We start from the raw sequence: 24,140 nt of genomic DNA on the forward strand, positions 1-24,140 counted from the left end.
CCGGCCAGCGCGTCATTCAGCCCATCATCCCCACAGCCGTACGCGGCTGTGGCGTCAGGGCGTCGCCCACCCGGTCGACGAGCAGGGCCATCTCGTACCCGACCTGGCCCACGTCGCAGCTGCGCGCCGCGAGCACCGCGAACGACGAGCCGTCGGAGATGGACATCAGGAACAGGAAACCGTTGTCCATCTCGACGACTGTCTGCAGCACCGCCCCGCCCTCGAAGCAGCGCGCCGCGCCCTGGGTCAGGCTGACCAGGCCGGATGCGATCGCCGCAAGCTGGTCGGCGCGGTCCCGCGGAAGGTCACGCGACGAGGCGAGAAGCAGGCCGTCGGCCGAGACCGCGACCGCGTGCGCCACGCCGGGCACCCGGTCGGCGAAGTTGGCGAGCAGCCATCCGAGATCCTGCGTAGTAGTCATCCTTGTTGCTCCTTCTGCCCGCTCCCGGCCACCGGGCCTGAGCCAGACTGCGAGGACTGCTGCCCGCCCGGAGTGCCCTCCGGGCCGGTCGTGTTGCTGTCGGTCGGGTGGTTACGGCCCCGCTGGACACCCCGATGGTAGGCCGAGAGCAGACCCCGGACGGCCTCCGGCGTCCGCCGCTGCACCGCCGGTGACGGCTTGTCGATGCTGCCCGGCACGAGCTGCGCCATCGGCGTCCGCTTCGGCAGGCCCTTCTGGGTGGTCTCCGCGACCGGCACCTCGGTGGCCGCCGAGGCGGCACGCCACCCGTCGTCCGCCGCGGTCTGCCACGGCGACGACTGCTGCGGCGCCGCCGGCTGCCGGGTGGGCAACCCCCCGGTGTACGCGGGACGGCCGTTCCCGTTCGCCGCCCGGTTGTCCCGCGGTGTTCCGCCGGCCGTCGGGGTCTGTGCCATCGGTGCGTTACCTGTCGTTGCGGGTGTCGGCTGCGGCACGGGTCGGCCGGCGGTGTCCACCTTGGCGAACTGCTGGGTCGCGGCACCGTTCGCCGGGGCCGCCGGGGCGGGCGTCGCGGCCTCCTCGTTCGGCCCCGGCCGGCGGGTGCGGAACCAGGCGGACTCGAGCTCCCGGAAGATCGGCAGCTCCATCGTCTCGTCCGCGTACCGCTGGCGGTTGCCGGCCTGCTGCGGCGCGACCTGCCGCGGCGCGGGGGCCGGCGGCGGGGCGGCGGGCTGCCGCTCGGCGGCGGACGGGGTCTCGGACCGCGGGACCCGGGGCAGCTCGGTGGTCATGTCCATGCCGCTGGTCTGTCGCTCCGAGGTGGCCGGAGCCGGGACCGGGGCGGCGACCGGCGGCCAGACCGGCGGCGCGCCCACGTGCGGCGCGGGCGCCGGGCGCGACGGCGGCTGGTCGGCCGGCGGCGCGGAGACCGGGTCGGCCATCGGGCCGGAGACCGGTGCCGCGGAGACCGGCCGGGTCGGCAGCGGGGTGCCGGAGACCGGAGCGGCGGACACCGGACGGGTCGGCAGCGGGTTCCCCGAGACCGGCGCCGCCGACACCGGACGGCCGGAGTACGCGTCGCCGGCGGCCGGTCGGCCCGAGTAGGGGTCGCCCTGGTACGGGTCGCCCGAGACCGGGTGGCCGGAGACCGGGGCGGCCGACACGGGACGGCCGGCGAACGGGTGGCCGGCGGCCGGCGCGCCGGAGACCGGCGGCAGCGGCGGCGCGGACACCGGCGGGACCGGCGGCGCGGAGACCGGGGGCGGGCTGTAGGGCCGCGCCTCGGGGCTGCTGGGGAGCTGCCGCGGGATCGCCGGCTGCTGGCCGCTGACGGCCGGGTCGCCGTCGCCCGGGTTGCGTCGCTGGGGCAGCGGATCGATCGACTGGCCGTTCGAGGGCCGGGGCGGGTAGCCGTCGCCGGCGCTCGCGTTGGCCCCGGTCAGGTCGGACCAGGCCGGCATGGCGCGACCGGCGTTGGCCGGGGTGCCGGCGCCGTTGCGGTGGCCCGGGTCGAAGGACCGGCCGCCGAGCGTGACCTGGTTGCCGGAGGCGCCGGGGTGCGGTGCCGGCGGCGGGTTGTGCGGGCCGTTGCCGAGGGCGGCCAGCGCGCCGAAGGCCGGTGCCGGGCCGGCGCCGAAGGCCGGCGCGGGGGTGCCGAAGGCCGGCGCGGGGCCGCCCTGCTGCGGGCCGGCGGCCGGGAGCGCCGGTGCCGGCTGCCCGCGCCCGGCGAGCGCGCGCGGCACCAGGACCGTGGTGGGCAGCGTGACGTCGGCGACGGTGCCCCGGTCGGCGGCGGGCCGCAGCTCGACCTTGACGCCGTGCCGGGCCGCCAACCGGGCGACCACGACGAGGCCCATCATCCGGGAGACCGCCACGTCCACCTGGGGCGGCGTGGCGAGTCGCTCGTTCAGGTCGTGGAGCTGGTCGGCGCTGATGCCGATGCCGCGGTCCTCCACGTAGAGCGAGGCGCGGTCGCCGACCCGGCGGGCCTCCACCATGACGTGCGAGTCCGGCGGGGAGAACGCGGTGGCGTTGTCGAACAGCTCGGCGACCAGGTGCACCAGGTCGTTGACCGCGTGCGCGGCGACCTCGATGTCCCGGTCGATGACGCCGAACTCGATCCGGGTGTAGTGCTCGACCTCGGACTGGGCGGCGCGCAGCACGTCGATCAGGGCGGCCGGCTCGCGCTGCACCCGGGTGGAGTCCGCCCCGGCGAGGACCAGCAGGTTCTCGTCGTTCCGGCGCATCCGGGTGGCCAGGTGGTCGAGCTGGAACAGCTCGGCCAGGCGGTCCGGGTCCTCCTCGCCACGCTCCAGCCGGTCGAGGTGACCGATCAGGCGGTCGACCAGGATTTGCGAACGGCGGGCCAGGTTGACGAACATGGTCGCGACGGACGCGCGCAGCGCGGCCTGCTCGGCCGCGGTCCGGACCGCCTCCAGGTGGACGGCGTTGAACGCCTCGGTCACCTGGCCGAACTCGTCCTTGCTGCGCACCGGCAGCGGCTCGGCGATCTGGTTGGCGAGCTGCACCGGGGAGAGCTGGCCGGTCACCTGCGGGTCGCGCAGCCGGGCGACCGCCTGCGGCAGGCCGTACTGGGCCACCGAGAGGGCGCCCTGGCGCAGGTCGCGCAGCGAGCGGGCCATCGAGCGGGCGACCAGGTAGGCGAAGAGGATGGCCAGCAGCAGCATGGTGAGCAGCAGGCCGGTCGTGAGGAACACCTGGCGTTGGGTGTCCGAGCGCAGCTCGTCGGCCTGCCGGACCACGTTGCCGTCGAGCCGGGACTCGACCGCGCGGATCAGCTTGGCGTTGCCCACCATGGCCTGGTCCCACTGGTCCGGACCGAACGGCGCGCCCCGCATGGAGCCGCTGTTGTTGGCCCGCATGAAGCCGGAGAGGTTTTCCGCCTTGCGCAGGTCCGGACCCTCGACGGTCCGGTCGAAGAACTCGGAGTCGGCCGGGGTGGCGACCGACCGGAAGGTTGCGAGCGCCTGGTCCTGGGCGGTGCCGCTGGCGATGAACTGCTCGCGCAGCGCGGGACTGTACTGCCCCTGGGTGAGCGCCTGGTGCACGACCACCCGGCGTTGGGCCAGGTATTCCTTCTGCCGGGCCACCGCGGCGGCGGCGCGCATCCGGTCGCTCAGGTCGTTGTCGCCGGCGAGCTGGGTGGTCGAGTCGCGGATCGACAGCAGGTCGTCGATCAGGCTGTCGTACACCTTCTTGGCGTCGTCGATCTTCAGCTTGCCGTTCAGCACCTGGCTGCGGGTGGCCGGCAGGTCCTCGAGCTGGTCGTCGATCTCGTTCAGCCGGGCCTCGAAGTTGCGTGGCAGGTCGTTGAGCTCGCCGCGCTGCCGCAGGTAGGGCGTCTTCGCCTGGTCGACCCGCTGGTTGGCCCGGTTGAAGGCCTCCTGGTACTGCGCCCGGGTCTGGATCTCCTTGGCGCCGAGGAAGAGCACCGAACCGGCCCGCTCGTCCTGCATCGTGTCGGCCAGGTCACCCGAGTAGCCGATCAGGCTGGCCAGGTCGCCGGCCCGGTTGGCACTGTTGAGTGTCTCCAGGTTCTCGACCAGACCGCTGGTGCCCACCACGACCGTGGCGATGGTCGGCACGATCATGATCAGACCGAGCTTGGACCAGATCGGCATGTCGCGCAGCCGGCTCGCCGGCCGGCTCAGCCGCGACAGGAAGGAGCCCGCCGTCGTTGGCCGTTTGCTCACGTCACCGCCCTCGCAAAACCGCGTCCGACGTCACCTGAGGGCAACGCCGAGCGACCGACCCGGCGGGTCGGACCTCCGAGATTCCATCACGCCGCCCCGCAAAGAGAAAGCCCAGGTTGTCCCTCACCGGAGGTGTGATGAGATGTTGATGCAATTTGATAGCAATCCGTCTGGTCGGAGTCACTGAAGGTAATGGAACGTCCGCACCGTGTCGTCCTCCTCGCCGGCCCCTCCGGCTCGGGAAAGTCGTACGTAGCACAGCGAACCGGGCTTCCGGTGCTGTGTCTGGACGACTTCTACAAGGACGGCGATGACCCTACGTGTCCCCGCCGGAACGGACAGGTCGACTGGGAGTCCCCGTTGTCCTGGGACGCGGACACGGCGGTGGAAACCATTGCCCGACTGGCCCAGGAGGGCAAGGCCGAAGTGCCGGTTTATGCGATCGGCGCGGACCGGAGGGTGGCCACCCGGCCATTCGACGTCGACGGATCGCCATTCTTCGTCGCCGAAGGGATCTTCGCCGCGGAGATCGTCGCCGAGTGCCGGCGCCGCGGCCTGCTCGCCGGGGCGTACGCGCTGCGCCGCCCGCGCGGCGCGACCTTCCTCCGCCGGCTCGCCCGCGACCTCGCCGAACAACGCAAGGCGCCGCGGGTGCTCGTCCGGCGCGGTCTCACCCTGCTGCGGACCGAGCCGGCCGTGCTGCGTCGCCAGACCGGGCTCGGCGCCGAGGCCGCCCGGGCCGGCGAGGTGCTGCGCGGGGTGGCCGCCCTGCTCGCCGGCCACCCGCGTCGGCGGTGATCAGCCGATCAGCTTCGCGTACGCCGGCTTGATCACCTCGTCGATGATCCGCAGGCGCTCGTCGAACGGGATGAAGGCGCTCTTCATCGCGTTGATGGTGAACCACTGGAGTTCCTTCCAGCCGTAGCCGAAGGACTCCACCAGCAGCGCCATCTCCCGCGACATCGAGGTGCCGCTCATCAGCCGGTTGTCGGTGTTCACCGTCACCCGGAACCGCAGGTCGCGCAGCAGCCCGATCGGGTGGTCGGCGATCGACGCCGCCGCGCCGGTCTGCACGTTCGACGACGGGCACAGCTCCAGCGGGATGCGCTTGTCCCGCACGTACGCGGCCAACCGGCCCAGCGCGGGCGGGTTGCCCGGGGTGATGTCGTCGACGATCCGGACGCCGTGGCCGAGGCGGTCCGCGCCGCACCACTGGATCGCCTGCCAGATCGACGGCAGCCCGAACGCCTCGCCGGCGTGGATGGTGAAGTGGAAGTTCTCCCGCTGGAGGTATTCGAACGCGTCCAGGTGCCGGGTGGGCGGGAAGCCGGCCTCGGCGCCCGCGATGTCGAAGCCGACCACGCCGGTGTCCCGGTGCCGCACCGCCAGTTCGGCGATCTCCTGCGACCGGGCGGCGTGCCGCATCGCGGTGAGCAGGGTGCCGACCCGGATCGGCGTACCCGCCTCGCCGGCCAGCGCGCTGCCCTCCCGGAACCCGGTGACCACCGCCTCGACCACCTCGTCCAGGGTCAGGTTCCGCTCCAGATGCTGCTCGGGGGCGAACCGGACCTCGGCGTAGACGACGCCGTCGGCGGCCAGGTCCAGCGCGCACTCCCGGGCGACCCGGCGCAACGCGCCCGCGGTCTGCATCACCGCCACGGTGTGTGCGAACGTCTCCAGGTAGCGCTCCAGCGAACCGGAGTTCGCCGCCTCGGCGAACCAGCGACCGAGCGCGTCGGGATCGGTGGTGGGCAGTTCGTGGCCGGCCTCGGCGGCCAGCTCGACGATCGTCGCGGGCCGCAGGCCGCCGTCGAGGTGATCGTGCAGCAGCGCCTTCGGGACCTTGACGATGTCCTCGTACGAGATTGCGACCATGCCCAGACCCTAGTCACCGGCGGTGTCGGCCGGGCAGCGGACCGGCTTCAGGGACGCCAGCCGTACACCCGCTCGACCGCCAGCCGCAGCACCAGGCGACCGTCGGCCACCATCGCCGCCCGGTAGTCCGCCCAGTCCGGGTGTTCGCCGCGGATCCGCCGGTAGACCTCGACCAGCTCGTCGACGGTCGGGTCGTCGGCGGCGGCGGCCGGCGGGGTGAGCGTGACAGTGCCCTCGGCCACCGCGTACGCCCCGCCGTCGGCGGTGGTCACGTGGAAGCTGGCCCGGGGGTCGCGGCGCAGGTTGCGCACCTTGGCCCGGTCACCCGTGGTGGAGCAGCGGATCAGGCCCGGTTCGGCCAGGTAGTCGAGGTTGGACAGCTGCGGGCGGCCGTCCCGGCGCAGCGTGACCAGCACACCGCGCCCACGCTCGCCGAACAGCTCCCACAGTCGCTCGCCGGTTGCCATGGCACCAATCTAGATCCACCCGACCGGCCGCCGGAATAGGATCTTCGGCGTGGCCGATCCCGCTCTGCTCCCGTCGGTGCTGACCCGGCTGCGCTGCCCGGTCTGCGACGAGCCGCTGGCCGAGGCCACCGCCGGCACCACCCGCGCGCTGCGCTGCGCGCGCGGGCACAGCTTCGACACCGCCCGCCAGGGATACGTCAACCTGCTCGCCGGCCGGGCCCCGCACGCCGGGGACAGCGCGGAGATGGTCGCCGCCCGGGCCAACTTCCTGGCCGCCGGCCACTACGACAGGCTCGCCGACGCGCTGGCCGCCGCCGCGAGCCGGGTCGGGACCGGGGATCCGTACCCCCTGGTGGTGGAGCCCGGCGCCGGGACCGGGCACTATCTCGCCGCGGTGCTGGCGGCGCTGCCGGACGCCGCCGGCCTGGCCCTGGACGTCTCCAAGCCGGCGCTGCGCCGCGCCGCCCGCGCCCACCCGCGCGCCGCCGCCGCGCTCGCCGACACCTGGCAGCGGCTGCCGCTGGCCGACCGATCCGTGCGCGTGCTGCTGAACGTCTTCGCGCCGCGCAACGGCCCGGAGTTCCACCGGGTCCTCGACCCGGCCGGCGCGCTGCTGGTGGTCAGCCCGACCACCGAGCACCTGGGCGAGCTGGTCGAGGCCCTGGACCTGCTGCGGGTGGACCCGGCCAAGGCCGACCGGGTCGCCGGCAGCCTGGGCGCCCACTTCGTGGCGGAGTCCGCCACCGAGCACCGGGCCCGGCTGGCACTGACCCGCGCCGAGGTCGGCACGCTCGTCGGGATGGGGCCCAGCGCCTGGCACGCGGATCCGGAGCGGCTCGCCGCGCGGATCGCCGCGCTGCCCGAGCCGACCCCGGTCACACTCGCCGTCCGGCTCGGCACGCACCGCCCGCGTTAGGTGGAGAGGTCGACCTCTTCCCAGCCCGGCGGCTCGTCGTGGTACGGCCCGCGTAGCACCACCGCCCACTCCAGCGCCCACCGGCGCTGCCCGATCGCGTTCGCGTCCACCAGCCCGGGCAGCGCCTGCCCGGCCCGCTCGGTCTCCAGGTAGGCCCAGTCCAGGCAGTAGTGCAGGTCGAGCAGCGCGGCAGCGTCGGCGGGATGTTGCGGGGCGGCCAGGATCCGGGCCCGCCACTGGGGGAACGTCTCCCCCGTGACCAGGTTCGGCATCCGCTCGACGAGCCGCTCGTCGACGGGCACGGTCGGGTCGAGCTGCTTGCTCAGGCCGAGCACCCAGGCCAGCGAGAAGAGCGCGTCGTGATGCAGTACGAACGACCTGTGGTCGCCCCGGCCGCCCATCACGAACTGCCACTCCGGCGGGGTGAGCATCTCCACCAGGTGCGACTCCAGCAGCCAGCTCATCGCGGCCTGCGGCGGCATGCCGAAGCAGCGGGCCAGGATCAGGTGCAGCACCGCGATCCGCGCCTCGATCTCCGGCGTGGGGCGCAACTCGATCTCGTCGCCCGGCTCCCAGACCAGCGGGAACTGCGGCGGCGGCAGCGGAAGACCCAGCCGGGACAACTCGTCGAGGCTCGCCTCACGGACGGCCCGGGGGTCGGGAGCGGATACGCGCAACGCCTCAGTCCCTGTCTGCTCGCCTCGGCTCGATGCCGGTCGGTCCCCCTGGCCTGCGAGGATAGCGGCTCCGACCGGGCCGGCACCATGGCCCGGCGGTCACCCGATCCGTTCGATCACCAGCGGCGTCGTGGTCGGGGCCGCCGGCGCCACCCGGATCGCCTCGCGCGCCTGCGCCAACGCGGCCGGGATCCGCTCGGCGTGCTCGGCGCGCAGCTCGAACAGCGGGTCTCCCACACGCACCGCGTCGCCCGGGCGCTTGTGCAGCACCACGCCGGCCGGGACGCTGACCGGGTCCTCCTTGCGGGCCCGGCCCGCACCGAGGCGCCAGGCGGCGACCCCGATCGCGTACGCGTCCACCTCGGCCACCCAGCCGTCCTCGGTCGCGGTGACCAGCTCCACCTCGTTCGCGGTGGGCATCGGGGCGTCCGGGTCGCCGCCCTGCGCCCGGATCATCGCGCGCCACGAGTCCATGGCCCGCCCGTCGCGCAGCGCGGCGGCCGGGTCGGCGTCCGGCAGGCCGGCCGCGTCGAGCATCTCCCGGGCCAGCGCCAGCGTCAGCTCCACCACGTCGGCCGGGCCGCCGCCGGCCAGCACCTCCACCGACTCGGTGACCTCGACCGCGTTGCCGACGGCCAGGCCGAGCGGGGTGGACATGTCGGTGAGCAGGGCGACCGTGCGCACCCCGTGCGAGCCGCCCAGCTCGACCATGGTGCGGGCCAGCTCGCGGGCGTCGTCGACGTTCTTCATGAACGCGCCGGAGCCGACCTTCACGTCGAGCACCAGCGCCCCGGTGCCCTCGGCGATCTTCTTGCTCATGATCGAGCTGGCGATCAGCGGGATCGCCTCGACGGTGCCGGTGACGTCGCGCAGCGCGTACAGCTTGCGGTCGGCCGGGGCGAGTCCGTCGCCGGCCGCGCAGATGACCGCGCCGACGTCGCGGAGTTGGGCGATGAACTCGTCGTTGGACAGCGCCGCCCGCCAGCCCGGGATGGACTCCAGCTTGTCGAGCGTGCCGCCGGTGTGGCCCAGGCCCCGGCCGGAGAGCTGCGGCACGGCCGCCCCGCACGCGGCGACCAGCGGGGTCAACGGCAGGGTGATCTTGTCACCGACGCCGCCGGTGGAGTGCTTGTCGACGGTCGGGCGGGCCACCGGCGACAGGTCCAACCGCTCGCCGCTGGCGACCATCGCGGCGGTCCACCGGGCGATCTCCGGGCCGGTCATGCCGCGCAGCAGGATCGCCATGGCCAGCGCCGACATCTGCTCGTCGGCCACCAACCCCTCGGTGTACGCGTCGACCACCCAGTCGATCTGCCCGTCGCTCAGCACACCCCCGTCCCGCTTGGCCCGGATGACGTCGACCGCCGTGAAAGCACTCACCTTTGAGTTCCCATCAGTAGTTTGCGATGTCGCGCCCCACGCACGTACGGACGGCGACCACGTCGGGCCTGGGCCGACCGTGACCGGCGCAGGGATCAAGCCTGACCGCCCGGAGCCGGGCACGGTCGGCCCGGGCCCCTGGCTCAACCCCACCGAACCGGGATCTCCAGCGGAGGCTCGCCCTCACCGGCCCAGAAGATCGCACCGGACGCGTCCACCACCACCACGCGCGGCGTCCGCGCCAACCCCCACTCGATCGCCCCGACCGAATCGTCCCAGGTCGGGCCCTCTTCCAGCACACCGGTCTCGGCGCCCTCGGTGTCGCCGGCCGATCGCTCCCAGTAGGCCGTCCAGACCTGCTGCCCGGCCGAGAGGTCGGGGTGCACGAACACGGTGCCCCGCCCCCGCCAGGCGGCCAGTCGGTCCGGCACCACGGGCACCGGGTGCTCGCCGGTCACCGCCTCGATGTCGGCCACGTCGAACGCGTGCGGCAGCAGCTCGGCCATCCGCAGCGGGCGGTCCTTCGCCTCGATCAGGCATTCCGGGCCGCCCTGCTCCCAGAGCAACTGCCGGCACCGGCCGCACGGCATCAGCGGCTCGCCGGTCGCGTCGACGCAGGACAGCGCCACGATCCGGCCCCCGCCGGTGGCGTGCAGCGAGGAGACCACGCCGCACTCGGCGCAGAGCACCACGCCGTACGCGGCGTTCTCCACGTTGCAGCCGACCACCACGCGGCCGTCGTCGACCAGGGCCGCTGCCCCGACCGGGAACTTCGAGTACGGCACGTAGGCGTGCCGCATGACCTCGGTGGCGGCGGCCCGCAGCCGCTCCCAGTCGATCTCCATCACGACTCCCATTCTGCCCAATTCACGCCGATCGGTCGCGGGCGCGGCCGGAGACGACGATGCCCGGCGGGTCGTCCCCGCCGGGCACGGTGCGTCGCGCGCGGCGATCAGCCCTTGATGTACGGCTTGCCGTCGGCGGCCGGCGCCCGGACCCGGCCGACCAGCCCGGCCACCGCCAGGATCGTCGCCAGGTAGGGCAGCATCGCCAGGAACTGGCTCGGGATGCCGCTGCCGATCGCCCCCAGGTAGGTGGCGAGCTGGTCGGCGAAGCCGAAGAAGAGCGCCGCGAGCAGCGCGCCGGTCGGACTCCACCGGCCGAAGATCAGCGCGGCCAGCGCGATGAAGCCCTTGCCGCCGATCATGTTCTTGGTGAACGAGTAGAGCGCCAGCGTGTACGACGCCCCGCCGACGCCGGCCACCAGACCGGCCATGATCACGTTGCGGTAGCGCAGCCGCAGCACCTTCACGCCGAGCGTGTCGGCGGCGGTCGGGTGCTCACCCACCGACCGGGTCCGCAGGCCCCACCGCGTGCGGAACAGCGCCAGGTGGATGACCAGCACCAGCAGCAGGCCGAGGTAGAGGAAGATGTTGCCGCGGAACAGCGCCGGACCGAGCAGCGGGATGTCCTTCAGCAGCGGGATCTCCCAGTTGCTGAACCGCGGCGCGCTGTTGTATTTCGCCGCGTCGGTCTGCATCAGCCGCTCGTAGAGGAAGCCGGTGATGCCGACCGCCAGCAGGTTGAGCACGATGCCCATGACCACCTGGTCGACCAGGTAGCGGATGGCGAACACGGCCAGCAGCAGCGAGATGAACGCGCCACCGATCGCGGCGGCCACCAGACCCACCCAGACGCTGCCGGAGATGCTGCCGAACAGCGCGCCGGAGAAGGCGCCCATCAGCAACTGGCCCTCGATCGCCACGTTGACCACGCCGGACCGCTCGCAGAGCACACCGGCCAGCGCGCCGAAGATCAGCGGCAGCGCCAGGACGAACGTGCCGCGCAGCACGTTGACCAGCGGCATGAAGTTGCGCCCCGCCGGGGCGGCGGAGACCTGCCAGCACAGGAAGCTCAGCACGAAGGCGACCAGCCCGGCGCCGAGCAGCAGGGTGAACCAGCGCTTCGGCACGCCGGCCAGCAGCGCGGCCCCGGCCGCGGCGGCGATGACCCCGAACAGGATCGCGCCGACCGTGCCGTTGATCTCCAGGGCGGCGCCGCCCTCGGTCTCGCTGAGCGTGAAACGCGCCTGCTGGTCGGTGGCGAGCGCGCCGAACAGCACCGCCGCGAGCACGCCCAGCGTCAGCAGGACGGCGCCCGCCTTGCGGGCCCGCGTCCAGAAACCCTCGTCGACCGCGGTGACCGCGACGTCGGGGACAGCCGTGGTGGACATGCTCACCAGCCCTTCGCGAGGCTCGTCTGCAGCCGGGCGGCGCGGGCCGCCCGGAGCTGGAAGATCGCCTTCACCAGGGCGGGCGCGGCGATGAAGATGACGATGAGCGCCTGGAGCACGGTGACCAACTCCAGCGAGATCCCGGAGTACGACTGCATCCGGTTGCCGCCGGCCTGGAGCGCGCCGAACAGCAGCGCGGCCAGCAGCACGCCCCACGGCTTCACCCGACCGAGCAGGGCCACCAGGATGCCGTCGAACCCGATCTGCGCGATCACCAGCGGGGTCAGCGCGTCGGCGGTGGAGCCGAGCACCATGTTCGAGCCGCCGAGACCGGCCAGCAGACCCGCGATCACCATCACCAGCACGTACGTCTTGGTGACGCTGATGCCGGCGGTCCGCGCGGCGTCCGGGTTGGCGCCCACCGCGCGCAGCTCGAAGCCGAGCGTGGAGCGGTTGAGGAGCCAGGCGATGAACCAGGTGGCCAGCACCGCGAGCAGGATGCCGGCGTGCACTCGCAGGTTGTCGCCGAGCAGCCGGGGTAGCTGCGCGGAGGACTCGACCGGCTTGCTGATCGCGTCGGCGCGGTCGGGGTTCTGCACCCCGCCCTGCACGATGATCCAGGACAGGAAGTAGATCGCCACGTAGTTGAGCATGATCGTGTTGATCACCTCGTGGGCGCCGGTGCGGGCCTTGAGGATGCCCGGGATGAAGCCCCAGAGCGCGCCGCCCAGCGCGCCGGCGAGCAGCGCCACCAGCAGGTGCACCCCCGGCGGCAGCGGCAGCGCGAAGCCGGCGACCGCGGCCAGGATGACACCGATGGTCGCCTGGCCCTGGGCGCCGATGTTGAACAGGCCGCCGCGGAAGGCCAGCGCCACCGACAGGCCGGTGAAGACCAGCGGCGCGGTGTAGGTGAGCGTCTCCGAGATCGGCCCCATCGCGGCGGTGAAGCCGACCGCGTCCGGGTCGAAGACCGCGCCCTTGAACAGGTTCGCGTACGCCTCGCTGACCACGGTCCAGCTCGCGTTGAACGCGTCCGCCGGGCGGGCCGTGATGTAGCCGTAGGTAGCCAGCACGTCCGGGTCGGAGACGATGATCAGCACCGCGCCGACGAGCATCGCCAGCACGACCGCGAGCACGGTCACGGTGACCGTGTTGGCCGCCCAGAGGTTTTCCAGGAACAGCCGACCCAGGCTGGGCCGGGGCCCCTCGGCCGGCGGCTGCTTCGGCGCGGTGGTGGCGACCGCCCGCTCGGTGTCGCCGGACGGCGCGGTCGGCGTCGCGCGGGCCTCGCTGCGCGCTTCCTGCGCCTCGGTCGCCGGCTCCTTGTCCGGGGAGCCCGACGCCGGGTTCGGGTTCGTCATGCCTCGTCCTCGTTGCCAGGGCCCTCGGGGGCCGGGGCGGCGGCGCTGCCCTCGTCCGCGGTCGCGGCGGCGCTGCTCTCGTTCGCGGTCGGGGCCGCGGTGTCCGGGGTGATGCCGGCCATCAGCAAGCCGATCTCCTCGCGGGGCGTGTCCGGGCCGACGACGCCGATGACCCGGCCGCGGTACATCACCGCGATCCGGTCGGCCAGGCCGATCACCTCGTCCAGCTCGCTGGAGACCACCATGACCGCGGTGCCGGCGTCCCGCTCGCGGACGACCCGGCTGTGGATGAACTCGATCGAGCCGACGTCCACGCCCCGCGTGGGCTGGGCGGCGATGAAGAGCTTCAGCGGCCGGGACAGCTCCCGGGCCACGATCACCTTCTGCTGGTTGCCGCCGGAGAGCGTGCCGACCGCCGCGTCGGCCGACGAGGTGCGGACGTCGAACTGCTCGATCCGCTCCTTCGCCGACTCCGCGATCGCGTTCGGCTTCAACGACAGCCCCCTGCCGAACGGCGGTCGGTCGTAGATGTCCAGCACCAGGTTCTCCGCCACGGAGAACTCCTTGACCAGGCCGTCGACGCTGCGGTCCTCCGGCACGTAGCCGACGCCGGCGCGCAGCACCTTCTTCGTCGACCAACCAGCCGTCGCCTCGCCGTCCAGGCTGATCGTGCCGGCGAGCACCGGGCGCAGGCCCATGATCGCCTCGATCAGCTCGGTCTGGCCGTTGCCCTGCACGCCCGCGACGCCGAGCACCTCACCGGCGTGCACGGTCAGGTCGACGCCGTCGACCGCGCGTACCTGCCGGTCGTCGTCGACGACCAGGCCGGCGACCTCCAGGATCGGCCGGCCCGGGGTGGCCGGCTGCTTGTCCACGGTCAGCCGGACGTTTCGGCCGACCATCAGCGCGGCCAACTCGTCCCGGCTGGCGCTCGGCTCGGCGGTGCCGACGGTCTTCCCGCGCCGGATCACGGTGATCCGGTCCGCGATCGCCTTCACCTCGCCCAGCTTGTGGGTGATGAACACGATCGACTTGCCGGCGGCCTTGAGCGACCGCATGACCGTCAGCAGCTCGTCGGTCTCCTGCGGGGTGAGCACGGCGGTCGGCTCGTCGAGGATCAGCAGGTCGACGTCGCGGGTGAGCGCCTTGACGATCTCCACCCGCTGTTGGATGCCGACCGGCAGGTCCTCGATCACCGCGTCCGGGTCGACCCGCAGGTTGTACCGCTCGGAGACCTCGGCGACCTCGCGTCGGGCCCGACGGCGGTCCAGCAGGCCGGCGAAGGGCAGCTTGACCTGTTCGGCGCCGAGCATCACGTTCTCGGCCACGGTGAAGACCGGCACCAGCATGAAGTGCTGGTGCACCATCCCGATCCCGGCGGCGATCGCGTCCGACGGTCCCCTCAGCTTCAGCGGCTTGCCGTCGACCAGGATCTCGCCCTCGTCCGGCTGGTAGAGGCCGTAGAGCACGTTCATCAGGGTCGACTTGCCGGCGCCGTTCTCGCCGAGCAGGGCGTGGATCTCTCCAGGCTCCACCGTGAGATCGATGTGGTCGTTGGCGACCAGATCACCGAACCGTTTGGTGATGCCGCGCAGTTCGAGTCTCAGCGCAACCTCCTGGAGTGCAAGCGATGGTGCAGCGTAGCCACTGCCGCGCCGCCACCGCGTCGGGTGGGGGTGTGGGGGATGAAGGTGACCGGCCGCCCCGGGCGTGGGGTCGGAACCCGTACGCCCGGGACGGCCGGATCGTGCTACCTGGTGCTCGCCGGCCCCGCTGCCGATGCTCTCACCGCGGCGGCCGGCGGGGCGGTCACTTGGTCGGCTGGGCCTTCGAGGTGACCGTGATGGTGCCGGCGGCGATGTCCGTCTTGATCTTGTCGACCTCGGCCTTCAGGTCCGCCGGGACCTTGCTGTCGAAGTCGTGGTACGGCGCGATGGAGACACCGGTGTTCGCCAGCGTGCCCACGAAGCCCGGGGTGGACTGGAGCTTCTCACCACCGGCGGCCTTCACCACGGCCTCCTTGACGGCCTCCGGGATGTTCTTGACGACCGTGGTCATGATCGCCGAGCAGTCCGGGGTGCTCTCGCAGCCGTCGACGTCGACCCAGATGACCGAGTACTTGCCGCCCGAGGCCTTGGCCGCGGCGGTGGTGCCGAGGCCGGCGCCGCCGGCGACCGGCATGATGATGTCGGCGCCCTGGGCGACCAGCGCGTCGGAGACCTTCTTGCCCTCGTCCTGCTTGACGAAGTCGTTGGTGAAGGAGCCCTTCTGGGTGGCCTTGTCCCAGCCGAGGACCGAGACGTTCTTGGTCTTGGCCTTGTTGTAGTACGCCACCCCGTCGGCGAAGCCGTCCATGAAGATGGTGACCGGCGGGATCGGCAGGCCGCCGTAGGTGCCCACCTTGCCGCTCTTGCTCATCCCGGCGGCCAGGTAGCCGGCCTGGAACGCGGCCTGCGCGGTGTCGAACTGCATCGGGTAGACGTTCGCCACGCCCGGGTTCGCGTCCACGATCGCGAACTGCTGGTTCGGGTTCGCGGTGGCGGCCGCCTTGGTGGCGTCCTGCATCAGGCCGCCGACGGCCAGGATGAAGTCGCACTTCTGGTCGACGAAGCCCTTGAGGTTGACCTCGTAGTCCGCCTCGGCCTTCGACTGGACGTTCTTGATGTCGATGTTGTCGTTCTCCTTCTTCGCCTCCTGGAGGCCCTTCCAGGCCGAGGTGTTGAAGGACTTGTCGTCGATGCCACCGACGTCGGTCACCATGCAGGCGCTGTACTTCTTGCCGCCAGTGCCGCCGGCGTTGTTGTTGTCGTCGTCCGGAGCCTCACCACACGCGGCGGCGCCCAGCACGAGGCCACCCGCCACGAAGGCGGAGGCGATCCGCATCCCACGCACAGAGCGCAAGACGTCTCCTTCCCATTGCGCCCGCGTCGTGCGCGGTACGCATGCCCTTGCGCCGGCCTGCGGTGTGCCGCCGGCGTCCCACGTTACGGACGGGAGCGTACGCCCGCGCCCACCCACCGGCCGACAATCGTGCACGACTGTTGAGCGTCCGTTACCCCGGCGTAACCCTTGGGTGGGGCAGATCACTTTTCCGGCTGGTAGGCGTGCGCGGTCGCGTCCTGAACGTCCGTTTCCTGATGCTCTTCCGTTGCCTGGCGGGCTACCGCCAGAAGACCGCGACCGCCGCGTTGAGCAGGGTCAACCCGATGATCGCGAGGAAGTGCCCACGGTTCACGGATTCCCGCTTACGGGAGAAGAAGACCATGACGAAGATGAGCAACGCGAGCACCAACTTGGTAACAAGCTTCGCCGGGGCCGGTTCGTCGCCGTCGCGCAGCGGCGCGGAGAGCCCGAGACCGGTCAGGATCTGGATCACCGCCCCCCACAGCATGGCCGCGTTGATCCGCAGCCGGCCGCTCACGTACTGGGCGACCCCGCCGCCGAGCAGCAGCGCGAAGCCGATCAGATGGACGTAGAGAAGGATCAGTCGAAGAGCTTCCACGCCGGCCATCCTCCCCCATCAACGACGCCCCGTAGTAGCCAGCTCGCCCAGGTGCCGTCATACCGTGACCTGGGCCGCCGCCGGCCGGGCCGGCACCGCCTCCGGGTCCACGCCGCCGCCCGACCGACGGCCGACGAGGACCAGGGCCAACCCGACCAGCGCGTACCCGGCCAGCACCGCCAGCGGGCGGCCGGCGCCCGCGCCGTCGAAGAAGGCCGCCGAACGCAGCAGGGTGCCGCCGGCGCCGACCGGCAGGAACTACCCGACCGCGCCCCACGGCTGCGGCAGCAGCTCGGGCGCGGCGGCGACCGCGGAGAGCGGGTTGCCGACCAGGAAGACGAGAAGCGCCCCGAGGCCGAGGCCGGCGCGGCCGAGCAGCGCGCCGAGACCCGCCACCAAGCCGGCCGCGGCGAGCGAGAACAGGCCGATCGCGGCCGCCTCCCGCCACGGGTCGCCGCCGAGCAGGCCGAGCCAGCCGGGCAGCACCGCGACGCCGGCCGCGCCGGCCAGCACCGCGTACCCGATCAGGCCGGCCAGCCGGGCGCGGCGGCCGGCGACCAGCAGCGTGAGCAGCGCGCCGGCCAGCATGCCGGTGAGCGCCAGCGGCAGGAACCCGGCGGCGAACCCGGCCCCGCGCGGGTCGTCCGGGTCGGCCGGCACGACCGGCGTCACCGGAACCGGGCGGCCGGCCGCGAGCTGGCCGGCGGCCTCGGTGAGCAGGGCGGCCACGGTCGGACTGGCGGCCGGCGCGGTGTGCAGGGCGACGCCGTCCGGCCCGACCACGAACGCGGCGTAGACCTCCCGGTCGCGCAGCGCCCGGTCGGCCGCCGCCGCGTCCGGCGGGGCGGTGACCGGGAAGCCCCCCGGGACGGGCCGCCGCGAGGCCGGTGGTCAGCTCGGCGACGGCCGGCGGCGGACCGGCCACGGCCACCGGCAGGTCGCGCGGCGCGAGGTGCGCGGCGGGCGCCGCGAACAGGGGTACGAGCAGCGCCTGCGCCATCACCACCACGCCGACGAGCAGCGCGGCGAGGGTCCAGGGCGAGCGGGCATCGCGATCTCCCTAAAACGAATGTTCGTTCTCTTGAGGCGAGCGTGCGCCGCCGCGCCGCGTTCGTCAAGAACGAACGTTCGCTTTAGGATGTGTGTCGTGCCACGCGTCTCCGAGCAGCACCTCGCCGCCCGCCGCCAGCAGATCCTCGACGCGGCCCGGCGCTGCTTCGTGCGCGACGGGTTCCACCACACCTCGATGCAGGACGTGATCAAGGAGGCCGGGCTCTCCGTCGGGGCCGTCTACCGCTACTTCCCCAGCAAGAACGACCTGATCACGGCCATCGCCCAGGCGGTCATCGGCACCGCCGACGCGACCTTCGCCGACCTGTCCACGGCCGAGCCGCCGCTGCCGCTGACCGGCGTGCTGGAGCGCGCCCTGACCTTCGTCGACACCCAACTCGGCCCGGACGGCGTGCTGCCGCTGGCACTCCAGGTGTGGAGCGAGGCGCAGCGCGACCCGGTGCTGGCCGAGTTCGTCGCCGCCACGTACACCCGGTTGCGCGGCCACTTCGTGACGGCCGCGACCCGGGCGCGCGACGCCGGCGAGCTGCCCCCCGACGCCGATCCCGCCGCCGTGGGCGCGGCGCTGCTCGGGCTGGTGCCGGGCTACTTCACCCAGCGCATCCTCACCGGTTCCCCGGACCGCGCCACCTACCTCACCGGCGCCCGCGCGCTCCTGCGCTGAGGTGTTAGGAGGGGCCCCTTGTTATGCAGAATGCGTTAACAAGGGGCCCCTCCTTTCACCAGCGCCAGAGCTGGAAGGTGGGGCCGTCCGCCGGCAGGGGCGCGCCTGGGCGCAACGCGGGCGCGCCGCCGTAGATGTTCTCGGCGGCGGGCAGGCCGGTCAGGTGGACCGGGGCGCCGTGGGCACGGCGGGCCAGCGCCAGCACCGTCCCGGTCGGCGTCTCGCGGAGGAAGACCAGCGTGTCCGCGTCGGCGTGCACCCACCGCAGGCCGCCGTGCCGCAGCGCCGGCTCGTCGCGGCGCAGCGCCAGCAGCGACCGGTACGCGTCGAACGTGCGCCGGTCCCAGCTCTCCGGCCGGTGCCACGGCATCGGGGTCCGCGAGCCCTCGCCGTTGGTGCCGGTCAGGCCCAGCTCGTCACCGGCGAAGACGACAGGGGTGCCGGGCATGGTGGCGAGCAGCCCGGCGGCCACCTCCTGCCGGGCCGCGTCGCCGACCACCGTGCGGATCCGGGCCGAGTCGTGCGAGCCGAGGAGCTGCCACGAGTGCGTGTACGACCGCCAGGAGACCAGCGACCGGTAGGCGTTCATGGTGGCCAGCACCGCGTCCGCGTCCCGCCGCCGCACCCCGCCCGGCGTGCCGAGGAAGTTCGGCACCGGGCCGTCGCCCGCCCGCAGCCAGGACCACACCGGGTCGGTGAACCCGACGTAGTTCATGGTGCCGTGCCAACCGTCGCGGTCCAGGTCGCCGGTGTGGTCGTGGCCGTGCTCGGCGAGCAGCAGCCCGTCCGGCCGGGTCTCGGCGACCACCTCGCGCAGCAGCCGCGCCACCTCGTGGGTGTACGCGTCCGCGCCGCGCCGGCCGGTCATGTTCGCCACGTCCACCCGCCAGCCGTCCAGCCCGTACGGCGGGCGCAGCCAGCGGCGCAGCAACGAGTCCTCGGCGGTGGCGAAGCGGCGGCGCAGCTCCGCGCTGCCCCAGTTGAGCTTCGGCAGCGACTTCACCCCGTTCCACGACTCGTAGTCGCCACCGGCCAGGTCGAAGTAGTACAGCTCGCGCTCCGGCGCGTCGACGTCGGAGATCGCGTTGGTGAACCACCGGTGCGCGTCGCCGGTGTGGTTGCTGGTGATGTCGCCGAGCAGCCGCCAGCCCCGGGCGCGTACCGCGTCGGCGAGCCGGACCAGCGCCGCGTCGCCGCCGAGCAGCGGGTCGACGGTGTCGAAGCTGGACGCGTCGTACCGGTGGTTGGAGCGGGCCGGGAAGATCGGGGTCAGGTAGACCGTGTTGACGCCGAGCCGGTCCAGGTGGTCCAGGCGCTCGGTGATCCCGTCCAGGTCGCCGCCGTAGAACTGGCGGGGCGTCTCCGGGCCACGGCCGATGACCGGGGTGTCCCAGTCACATCCGATGGCCCAGTCCGGGGCGGTGCGGCCGTCCGCGGCGGCCGAGCGGGCGAACCGGTCCGGGAAGATCTGGTAGATCACCGCGTCCCGGGCCCAGGCCGGCGGCGGCGCGTGGCTGACCAGCTTGAAGTCGCCGTGGTCCGGCACGTCGTGGGCGGCCGTGCCGGCCGCGTTCAGCCAACGGGCACCGTGGTCGCCGTCGAGCAGGAAACGGTAGTTGCTGACCGGGTTGCGGACCTCGACCTCGGCCCGCCACCACACGTCGCCACCGGCGGTCCGGTCGACCACCGCCTCGGCGAAGTGCGGCTCGCCGTCGCCGGTGGTGCGCACGTGCACCTGGTCGACGCCGCCGCCGGCCGGCACCCGGACGAAGACCGGCACGGTCTGCCCGAGCGCGGGCTCCTGCTCCGGCACGTAGGTGGCGGAGCCGTCGTGGTGGGGCTGAAGGGACATGGTGCGGCCTTTCGCGTCGTACCGACAGTGAGTGGGGCGACCGTCGCGGTCGGTCACCCGACCGCGACGGTCCGCCTTCCCAACCGCTGTGGTGTACGCCGACACGACGCCCTTGCCGCAGCGTGAGCCGAGGAGGCTCAGCCCTTTACCGCTCCGGAGGTGAGGCCGGAGACGATGTAGCGCTGGAGCAGTTGGAACACCAGCACCGTGGGGATCGCGGTGAGCAGCGTGCCCGCCGCGAACATCCCGAAGTTGTTGTTGCGCTCGCCCGCCACCAGGCCGTACATGCCGACCGCGAGGGTCTTCGACTCGGTGTTGGTGAGGAACACGTTGGCGATGATGAACTCGTTGATCGACCCGATGAACGCGAGCAGGCCGGTCACCGCCAGGATCGGCGCCACCAGCGGCAGCATGATCCGGAAGAAGACCTGCACGTGTGAGGCGCCGTCCATGGTCGCCGACTCGTCCAACTCCTTCGGCAGCGTGTCGAAGAAGCCCTTCATCAGCCAGGTGTTGGCCCCCAGCGCGCCACCCATGTAGAGCAGGAACAGGCCCCACGGGGTGTTGAAGCCGATCCCCGGGTAGAGGTCGGTGAGCGTGGTGAAGATCAGGAAGATCGCCACGATCGCCAGGAACTGCGGGAACATCTGGATCAGCAGCAATGCCAGCAGGCCGACCCGGCGCCCGGCGAACCGCATCCGGGAGAACGCGTACGCGGCCAGCGCCGACAGGAAGATCGACGCGAAGCTGGCCACGCCCGCGAGCAGCAGCGAGTTGAGGAACCAGTGGCCGAACGCGGTGCGGTCGAACAGGTTGGTGAAGTTCTCCAACGACGCACCGGTCGGCAGCAACTGGGTGGAGGAGAGCGTGCCGAGCGGGTTGAGCGCCGCCGAGATCACGAACAGGATCGGGAAGAGGCTGAACACCACGGCCAGCACCCCGACCAGGTGTCGCCAGCCGACCTGGGCGAACCACCGGCTGCGGGTCCGGCCGGCCGGACCGCGACCGGTGCCGCGGTGAGCCGCCGGCGTTTCCGCGAGGCTGGTCACGAGTACACCTCCTCCTGCTTGCGGGTGCGCCGGAAGCTGATCGCCGACACCGTCGCCACGATCGCGAAGATGAAGATCGAGACGGTGGCGGCCAGGCCGAACTCGGCGCCCTGGGCGCCGAACGCCAGCCGGTAGGTGTAGGTGATCAGCAGGTCGGTGGCGCCGTTGCGCGGGTTGTCCGGCGCGAACGGCCCACCCTCGGTGGTGAACAGGATCGCGTTGACGTTGTTGAAGTTGTACGCGAACGACGCGATCAGCAGCGGCGAGAGCGCCACCAGCAGCAGCGGCAGGGTGACCGACTTGAACGACTGCCAGGGCGACGCCCCGTCGACCGAGGTGGCCTCGGTCAGCTCCCGGGGGATGGCCTGGAGCGCGCCGGTGGCCACCAGGAACATGTACGGGTAGCCGAGCCAGAGCTGCACCAGCAGCACGGCGATCCGGGCCGACCAGGCCCCGCCGAACCAGTCGACGTTCAGCCCGAACAGGTTGTTGAGCAGGCCGAAGTCGGTGTTGAACATGTCCCGCCAGACCAGCAGCATCGCGAACGACGGCATGGCGTACGGCAGGATCAGCAGCACCCGGTAGAAGTTGGTGCCCCGCATCCGGGGCGAGTGCAGCGCGAGCGCGATGGCCATGCCGAGCAGGAAGGTGAACCCGGTCGAGCCGATCGCGAACGCGAAGTTCCACGCCAGCGTGCCGAAGAACGGCTTGGCGATGTTCGGGTCGGTGAGCACCGCGCCGAAGTTCTTCAGCCCGACGTTGACCTTCCAGCCCTGGGTGAGCCGCTCCCCGTCGGCGGCGACGAAGGAGCCGACCTTCTCGTCGGCGGTCCAGGTCTTGCCGGTCTCGCTGTCCTTGACGCAGTCGCAGTCGGCGTCGTACGCCCGGGCTGCCTTGCCCTCGTAGGCCCGGGTGAGGCCGTTGGAGCGGATGGCGCCGTCGTCGGTGGGCACGATCAGCGCGGTGACGGCGTCGCTGCGGCTGCTGGCCTGCCCGATGTTCAGCACGGTGTAGCCGTCGGCGGCGGTGATCTTGCCACTGAGGCTGCTGACGGTGACGTCGGCGGCGTCGAGTGGGCGCAGCCCGCCCGCGTCCCCGGCGAAGACCTGCTTGGTCTTCGGGTCGCTGAGCAGGAAGGTCAGGTCGCCGGTCGCCGGGTCGCCCTTGGTGGCGATGGTGAGGGCGTACTCGGTCGAGCCGGGCACCTGCTTCACCGAGGAGGTCTGGATGGCGACGACCGCGTCGTCCTTGCTGCCGCGGTGCCCGTCGCCGAAGTTCGTGAACGCGGTGCTCGCGGTGTAGAGCACCGGGAAGATCTGGAAGGCGATCAGGAAGAGCGTGCCGGGGACCAGGTATTTGGCCGGGATGTGCCGGCGGCCCAGGTAGAGGTAGAACAGGCCGGCGGTGGTGACCGCCAGGACGCCCAGTCCGAGCCAGTATCCGGCCTCGATGAGCGGGAACGCCGCCCAGAGCGCGATTCCGGCCACCAGGCCGAGCAGGACCACCTTGACGACGAGACCGGTCGCGGTGATCGGCGCGTGGTTCCGCGCGTTGCGGGAGGAGCGCGGGAGCCCGGGCCGAGCGGGCTCCCGGCCCGGGGTCCGCGTGGCGGACCCCGGGCCGGACAGCGGCTCGCTCATTACTTGATCTGGCCCTGGATGGTCTTGCCAGCGGCCGTGATCGTCTTGGCCGGGTCGGCGCCGCCGATGACGGCGGCCTCGGCCTTGCCGAACGGGTCCCAGATCGCGGCCATGGCCGGGATCGCCGGGAGCACCTGGCCGTTCTTGCCGGCCTCGGAGAACTTGGCCAGGTCCGCGTCCTCGCCCTTGACCTGGTCGAAGGCGGCGGTCAGCGCCGGCGGGCGCGGCTCGGCCTGGTAGAGCGCGACGGCCAGCTCGGGCTTGGTCACGTAGTTGGTGACGAACTCCTGGGCCAGGGCCTTGTTCTTGCCCTTGGCGGCGACGTAGAACGCCTGGACGCCCACGAACGGCTGGGCCTCCTTGGCGCCGGCGAAGCCGGGGACCGGGGAGATGTCGTACTTGATGCCGGCCTTCTTGGCGTCGGCCACGGCCCACGGGCCGGAGACCAGGAAGGCGCACTTCTTGCCGGTGAAGGTGGAGATCGAGTTCTCCGGGGTGATGGACCGCTTCAGCGCGCCCTCGCCCTTCTCACCGAGCTTCGCGATCTTCTGGAACGCGGCGATCGACTCCGGCTTGCCCACGCCCAGGTCCTTCGGGTCGTAGTCGCCGTTGGCGGCGGTGCCGAACAGGTAGCCGCCGGCCGAGGTGTACAGCGGGTAGATGTGGTACGCGTCGCCGTTCTGCCCGGACTGGAGGCAGAGGATCTCGCTGGCCTTCTTCTCCGCCTTGAGCTTCTTGCCGGCGGTGACCAGGTCCTCGATCGTCTTCGGCGCCTCGGGGGCCAGCTCGGTGTTGCGGATCAGCGCGACGTTCTCGGTGGCGTAGGGCACACCGTAGAGCTGACCGTTGAACGTGACGGCCTTGATCGCGGTCTCGTTGAAGCCGGCCTTCTGCTCGGCCGGCAGCTGGACCGGGTCGATGGCGCCGTTCTGGACCAGGTTGCCGATCCAGTCGTGGGCGCCGACCACGACGTCCGGGCCGCTGCCCTGCTGGGAGGCGGTGACGAAGTTGGTCTGCAGGTCCTTGGAGACGGCCTGGACCTCGACGGTCACGCCGTTCTCCTTGCCGAACTCCTCGGCGAAGGGCTTGAGGGCGGCGGTGCGCTTGTCGTCGGCCCAGATGACCAGCTTGCCACCGGTCGCCTTGCTGGCGGACTGCTCGGCGGCCGGCTTGTCGCTGCCGCTGTCACCACAGCCGGACGCGGCGAGCGCCAGGCCGAGGACGGCGACCACACCCGCGGTACGGATGCGCATCGGTACTCCTGTCGTCATGGCGGTCCGCCGGGGGAAGGGCAACCGCCAGTGGAACCTCTGAAATTT

At 72.4% G+C, this 24,140-nt stretch carries 20 protein-coding genes; 3 read left to right on the forward strand and 17 right to left on the reverse strand.

Features of this window, described 5'->3' with window-relative positions; all coding sequences use genetic code 11:
• Nucleotides 1–16: 16 nt before the first annotated feature.
• Together O7618_RS20985 and O7618_RS20990 are read right to left on the reverse strand one after the other, a co-directional pair.
• Nucleotides 17–421: a roadblock/LC7 domain-containing protein gene (locus O7618_RS20985; RefSeq protein WP_013283992.1), complete on the reverse strand. Its 405-nt coding sequence runs from the start codon at nt 419–421 to the stop codon at nt 17–19.
• Nucleotides 418–4,134 carry a nitrate- and nitrite sensing domain-containing protein gene (locus O7618_RS20990; RefSeq protein ID WP_278107829.1) on the reverse strand — a complete coding sequence of 1,239 codons (3,717 nt, stop codon included), beginning with the start codon at nt 4,132–4,134 and terminating at the stop codon, nt 418–420. Before O7618_RS20990 ends, O7618_RS20985 begins: the two co-directional genes overlap by 4 nt.
• A gap of 360 nt (nt 4,135–4,494) precedes the next feature.
• On the opposite strand from O7618_RS20990, the gene O7618_RS20995 reads away from it, so the two are divergent.
• Nucleotides 4,495–4,932: an ATP-binding protein gene (locus O7618_RS20995; protein ID WP_278107830.1), complete on the forward strand. Its 438-nt coding sequence runs from the start codon at nt 4,495–4,497 to the stop codon at nt 4,930–4,932.
• Here O7618_RS20995 and O7618_RS21000 read toward each other — a convergent pair whose 3' ends face one another.
• The gene (locus O7618_RS21000; protein ID WP_278107831.1) at nt 4,933–6,009 is read right to left on the reverse strand and encodes an adenosine deaminase; all 1,077 of its coding nucleotides are present in this window, start codon (nt 6,007–6,009) and stop codon (nt 4,933–4,935) included.
• Nucleotides 6,010–6,056: 47 nt separating this feature from the next.
• A complete protein-coding gene (locus O7618_RS21005) occupies nt 6,057–6,476 on the reverse strand; it encodes a PPOX class F420-dependent oxidoreductase (protein WP_278107832.1) in 420 nt (139 codons plus the stop codon).
• A 64-nt stretch (nt 6,477–6,540) separates the two neighbouring features.
• Here O7618_RS21005 and O7618_RS21010 point away from each other — a divergent pair, with 64 nt between their 5' ends.
• Nucleotides 6,541–7,392, forward strand: a complete 852-nt coding sequence (locus tag O7618_RS21010; protein ID WP_278110098.1) for a putative RNA methyltransferase — start codon at nt 6,541–6,543, stop codon at nt 7,390–7,392.
• On the opposite strand, the gene O7618_RS21015 is transcribed toward O7618_RS21010, so the two are convergent.
• The 9 genes from O7618_RS21015 to O7618_RS21055 form a co-directional block, all read right to left on the reverse strand.
• Nucleotides 7,389–8,069, reverse strand: coding sequence for a DUF4272 domain-containing protein (locus O7618_RS21015; RefSeq protein WP_278107833.1), 681 nt, complete (start codon nt 8,067–8,069; stop codon nt 7,389–7,391). The genes O7618_RS21010 and O7618_RS21015 overlap by 4 nt on opposite strands.
• A 99-nt stretch (nt 8,070–8,168) precedes the next feature.
• Nucleotides 8,169–9,449: a thymidine phosphorylase gene (locus tag O7618_RS21020; protein ID WP_278107834.1), complete on the reverse strand. Its 1,281-nt coding sequence runs from the start codon at nt 9,447–9,449 to the stop codon at nt 8,169–8,171.
• Nucleotides 9,450–9,592: 143 nt separating this feature from the next.
• A complete protein-coding gene (locus tag O7618_RS21025) occupies nt 9,593–10,306 on the reverse strand; it encodes a cytidine deaminase (RefSeq protein WP_278107835.1) in 714 nt (237 codons plus the stop codon).
• Between the two features lie 95 nt (nt 10,307–10,401).
• The gene (locus O7618_RS21030) at nt 10,402–11,682 is read right to left on the reverse strand and encodes an ABC transporter permease (protein ID WP_278107837.1); all 1,281 of its coding nucleotides are present in this window, start codon (nt 11,680–11,682) and stop codon (nt 10,402–10,404) included.
• A 2-nt stretch (nt 11,683–11,684) separates the two neighbouring features.
• On the reverse strand, nt 11,685–13,043 hold the full coding sequence (locus O7618_RS21035; RefSeq protein ID WP_278107838.1) for an ABC transporter permease: 1,359 nt from the start codon (nt 13,041–13,043) through the stop codon (nt 11,685–11,687).
• Nucleotides 13,040–14,650 carry an ABC transporter ATP-binding protein gene (locus tag O7618_RS21040; protein ID WP_278110099.1) on the reverse strand — a complete coding sequence of 537 codons (1,611 nt, stop codon included), beginning with the start codon at nt 14,648–14,650 and terminating at the stop codon, nt 13,040–13,042. The genes O7618_RS21035 and O7618_RS21040 overlap by 4 nt, the downstream gene beginning before the upstream one ends.
• A 202-nt stretch (nt 14,651–14,852) precedes the next feature.
• Entirely contained in the window at nt 14,853–15,926 is a 1,074-nt protein-coding gene (locus O7618_RS21045) for a BMP family ABC transporter substrate-binding protein (protein ID WP_278110100.1), read from the reverse strand.
• A 277-nt stretch (nt 15,927–16,203) separates the two neighbouring features.
• A complete protein-coding gene (locus O7618_RS21050; RefSeq protein ID WP_278107839.1) occupies nt 16,204–16,545 on the reverse strand; it encodes a hypothetical protein in 342 nt (113 codons plus the stop codon).
• Between the two features lie 258 nt (nt 16,546–16,803).
• A complete protein-coding gene (locus O7618_RS21055) occupies nt 16,804–17,328 on the reverse strand; it encodes a hypothetical protein (protein ID WP_278107840.1) in 525 nt (174 codons plus the stop codon).
• Nucleotides 17,329–17,692: 364 nt separating this feature from the next.
• Here O7618_RS21055 and O7618_RS21060 point away from each other — a divergent pair, with 364 nt between their 5' ends.
• Nucleotides 17,693–18,280, forward strand: a complete 588-nt coding sequence (locus O7618_RS21060; protein WP_278107842.1) for a TetR/AcrR family transcriptional regulator — start codon at nt 17,693–17,695, stop codon at nt 18,278–18,280.
• A gap of 55 nt (nt 18,281–18,335) precedes the next feature.
• Here O7618_RS21060 and O7618_RS21065 read toward each other — a convergent pair whose 3' ends face one another.
• The 4 genes from O7618_RS21065 to O7618_RS21080 form a co-directional block, all read right to left on the reverse strand.
• Nucleotides 18,336–20,132: a glycoside hydrolase family 13 protein gene (locus tag O7618_RS21065; RefSeq protein WP_278107844.1), complete on the reverse strand. Its 1,797-nt coding sequence runs from the start codon at nt 20,130–20,132 to the stop codon at nt 18,336–18,338.
• Nucleotides 20,133–20,269: 137 nt separating this feature from the next.
• A complete protein-coding gene (locus tag O7618_RS21070) occupies nt 20,270–21,181 on the reverse strand; it encodes a sugar ABC transporter permease (RefSeq protein ID WP_278107846.1) in 912 nt (303 codons plus the stop codon).
• On the reverse strand, nt 21,178–22,821 hold the full coding sequence (locus O7618_RS21075) for an ABC transporter permease subunit (RefSeq protein WP_278107847.1): 1,644 nt from the start codon (nt 22,819–22,821) through the stop codon (nt 21,178–21,180). Before O7618_RS21075 ends, O7618_RS21070 begins: the two co-directional genes overlap by 4 nt.
• Complete coding sequence (locus O7618_RS21080) at nt 22,821–24,074, reverse strand: maltose ABC transporter substrate-binding protein (RefSeq protein ID WP_278107848.1); 1,254 nt, start codon at nt 24,072–24,074, stop codon at nt 22,821–22,823. The genes O7618_RS21075 and O7618_RS21080 overlap by 1 nt, the downstream gene beginning before the upstream one ends.
• Nucleotides 24,075–24,140: the final 66 nt, after the last annotated feature.

Source organism: Micromonospora sp. WMMD980, from assembly GCF_029626035.1.
Taxonomy (GTDB): Bacteria; Actinomycetota; Actinomycetes; order Mycobacteriales; family Micromonosporaceae; genus Micromonospora.

What these genes read in the sequence shown, in the direction of transcription:
- O7618_RS21005 (WP_278107832.1), bottom strand. Translation starts at nt 6,476, where the DNA reads ATGGCAACCGGCGAGCGACTGTGGGAGCTGTTCGGCGAGCGTGGGCGC.
- O7618_RS21030 (WP_278107837.1), bottom strand. Translation starts at nt 11,682, where the DNA reads ATGTCCACCACGGCTGTCCCCGACGTCGCGGTCACCGCGGTCGACGAG.
- O7618_RS21035 (WP_278107838.1), bottom strand. Translation starts at nt 13,043, where the DNA reads ATGACGAACCCGAACCCGGCGTCGGGCTCCCCGGACAAGGAGCCGGCG.
- O7618_RS21080 (WP_278107848.1), bottom strand. Translation starts at nt 24,074, where the DNA reads ATGCGCATCCGTACCGCGGGTGTGGTCGCCGTCCTCGGCCTGGCGCTC.
- O7618_RS21025 (WP_278107835.1), bottom strand. Translation starts at nt 10,306, where the DNA reads ATGGGAGTCGTGATGGAGATCGACTGGGAGCGGCTGCGGGCCGCCGCC.
- O7618_RS21075 (WP_278107847.1), bottom strand. Translation starts at nt 22,821, where the DNA reads ATGAGCGAGCCGCTGTCCGGCCCGGGGTCCGCCACGCGGACCCCGGGC.
- O7618_RS21000 (WP_278107831.1), bottom strand. Translation starts at nt 6,009, where the DNA reads ATGGTCGCAATCTCGTACGAGGACATCGTCAAGGTCCCGAAGGCGCTG.
- O7618_RS21045 (WP_278110100.1), bottom strand. Translation starts at nt 15,926, where the DNA reads ATGCGGATCGCCTCCGCCTTCGTGGCGGGTGGCCTCGTGCTGGGCGCC.
- O7618_RS21065 (WP_278107844.1), bottom strand. Translation starts at nt 20,132, where the DNA reads ATGTCCCTTCAGCCCCACCACGACGGCTCCGCCACCTACGTGCCGGAG.
- O7618_RS20985 (WP_013283992.1), bottom strand. Translation starts at nt 421, where the DNA reads ATGACTACTACGCAGGATCTCGGATGGCTGCTCGCCAACTTCGCCGAC.